The sequence below is a fragment of the Protofrankia sp. Cr1 genome (assembly GCF_963555865.1).
Lineage (GTDB): Bacteria > Actinomycetota > Actinomycetes > Frankiales > Frankiaceae > Protofrankia.
Map to the genome: position 1 here is coordinate 1 of NZ_CAUVXO010000591.1, position 2321 is coordinate 2321.

General features: G+C 72.1%; 3 protein-coding genes and 1 pseudogene. All 4 read left to right on the top strand.

Translation table 11 applies throughout. The annotated features are described in order from the left end of the window. Nucleotides 1-326 (top strand): annotated as a pseudogene (locus U9980_RS26320) (hypothetical protein); the annotation flags it as partial. A 125-nt stretch (nt 327-451) separates the two neighbouring features. Beyond that, the gene (amrS, locus tag U9980_RS26325) at nt 452-1552 is read left to right on the top strand and encodes an AmmeMemoRadiSam system radical SAM enzyme (protein WP_322770393.1); all 1101 of its coding nucleotides are present in this window, start codon (nt 452-454) and stop codon (nt 1550-1552) included. 50 nt (nt 1553-1602) lie between these two features. Further along, the gene (locus U9980_RS26330; RefSeq protein WP_416210403.1) at nt 1603-1842 is read left to right on the top strand and encodes a radical SAM-modified peptide, FtsH ternary system-associated; all 240 of its coding nucleotides are present in this window, start codon (nt 1603-1605) and stop codon (nt 1840-1842) included. Next, a partial coding sequence (locus U9980_RS26335; protein ID WP_322770395.1) for a hypothetical protein occupies nt 1833-2321 on the top strand: 489 nt, incomplete at its 3' end. The genes U9980_RS26330 and U9980_RS26335, both read left to right, overlap by 10 nt.

Consider the following 2321-nt stretch of genomic DNA (forward strand, 5'->3'; position numbering starts at 1 on the left):
GTGTATACGAGACAGGCCCACGACCACCCCGTCCACCCCGACCCCACCTGCGACTCCTGACCACCCACCCCCCCGGCACCCCACCCCCCAACCCGGGCACCATCCACACATCCCGCACCGCCACCGCCACTGCCACCGCAGACGGGCGGTACCACCGCCACCTCCCACCCCACCCCGACGCGGCCACCCTCACCGACGCCATCCACGCCCTACTCACCCCGACCACCGACGACCAGACCCACATCGGCAGGTCTGCTGGACTGGACAACCACCAGCCGTCAGCGCGGGGCTCGGGCGAGCCCTCGCCCGTCGGCCGAAGGATGTGAATCCACTGCTATGGGAGCAGCACGAAAGTCACATCGTTCAGGCGACCGCCGGCGCGGGGCTCGGGCGACCGCTCGCCTGCCGGTGCGGGGTTCGGGCGACCGGCCATCCGCGGTCGGAGCACGTCATGCCTGACGACCGACGGCCTGACGGTCTACCCGGGCCGCAGTGGCGGCCGGCGCTACTCGGTGAACCCGCCGAAAACGAGCCCAGCGGGAGCGGATCCGGCGAAAGCCACGCAGACGACCAACGGATCCGCTGTCTACTGTGCCCGCACGGCTGCGAGCTGGGGGTCGGCGAGACCGGCGTCTGTGCCGTGCGGCGTAACCACGCCGGCGTGCTGGAGACCGCCACCTACGCGGTCGCCGTCGCGCACCTCGACGCGATCGAGCGCAAGCCGCTCTACCACGTCCGGCCGGGGAGCCGGGTGCTCACGATCGCCGGGCCGGGATGCTCGTTCCGCTGCAACTACTGCGTCAACCACAGATTGTCCCAGTACGGCCAGGTCGCCGACGTCGCCTGGACGGCCCGGCCCGCACAACCCGCCGAGCTGATCGCGCAGGCCGCCGCGGACGGCGCGTCCCTCGGCATGTCCTACAGCGAGCCGAGCCTCGCCCCGGAGCTGACCCTGGACCTTGCGGCCCTCGCAGCCCCGGCGGGCGTGCCGCTCGTGTGGAAGACCAACGGTTTCCTCACCGCACCCGCCATCGATCTGGTCGCGGGGGTGCTGGACGCGGTGAACATCGACGTCAAGGCCGCGCGGGAGTCCGCCCACCAGCGGCTCACCGGTGCGCCGCTGCGTCCCGTGCTGGACGCGGTCGAGCGGTTCCGCGCCGCCGGCGTGTGGGTGGAGGTGTCCACGCCGCTGATCCCCGGCGTGTCCGCCGAACCGGACGCGCTGCGCGCCATCGCCCGCCACCTCGCCGGCATCGATCCGGACATCCCCTGGCATCTGCTGCGCTTCACCCCGGACTTCCGGATGCGCCGGCCGCCCCCGACCAGCCCGCAGGCCCTGGCTGCGGCGCGGGCGGCAGGGTGGGACGCCGGCCTGCGGTTTGTCTACGTCGAACGGGCACTCGGCGCCGCCGGCCGGGAAACCCGCTGCCCGGTATGTGAGATGTCGCTGGTGCAACGCGGCATCTGGGAGACACTGGAATCGGTGGTCACGCACGGCACCTGCCCGCACTGTGGGCAGCCGATCCCGGGACGATGGGGGGATGATCGGTGAAGCAGTCCACCGATGGCAGCGGGACGGACGGCGGCGGGCCGGACGGAAGCATGGCGGACGGAAGCGTGGCGGACGGCCGGACCAGCGGCAACACGTTCGTCGAGTCTCTACCGGACCTCATCGACGGATCCGAATACGCCGACTATCCAGACGGTCGGCTGGTCCGGTTGCAGATCACCGTGACCGAGTCCGGGGTGGAGATCATTGGCGACGCGTTCCGTCCGGCCGTCCTTGAGGCGCTGCTGGCGGACCTCGGCGGTGGCCCCACGGAGCAGATGCTGTGCGGCTGAGCTCTGATCCCCCGGGTGCCGGCGAGTTGGCCGCGCTCGAAGCCGGCATCAGCGAGGGGCTGGACCCACAACCATCCGGTGAGGCACTGGAAGGCAGTCCGGTCGGCGGCGACGGGAGCCGGACCGCCGTCACCCACTCGGAGTCATGGTGGACGCACCTCAGATGCAGAACATGCGGTCACACCTTCCGTCGCGGGGACAGGGTCCGCGTGCGGGGGGCCGATGACGCCGCTCTGGTCGTCCACCTTGATCCGGCGCTGCGCTGTGCGGACAAGGCCGCGACCGACACCGCGACGGACACTGCGACGGATAAAGCGAACGGAACCGCGCAGGACGCCGGGATGGACGCCGAGGACCTGGCCGCGTTCGCCGCCGGCCTGCTCGACGCCTGGCCGCCCGCCGGTGACGTACCGGTCGTCCGGCTCGCCCCGCACGCGCTCCAGGTTGCCCGGCCCGACATGGGGGGGCCGGACGCCCCG

Bases quoted from the DNA above. Each gene is read 5' to 3' on its own strand.
- U9980_RS26330 (WP_416210403.1), top strand. From the start codon at position 1,603: ATGGCGGACGGAAGCGTGGCGGACGGCCGGACCAGCGGCAACACGTTC.
- amrS (WP_322770393.1), top strand. From the start codon at position 452: ATGCCTGACGACCGACGGCCTGACGGTCTACCCGGGCCGCAGTGGCGG.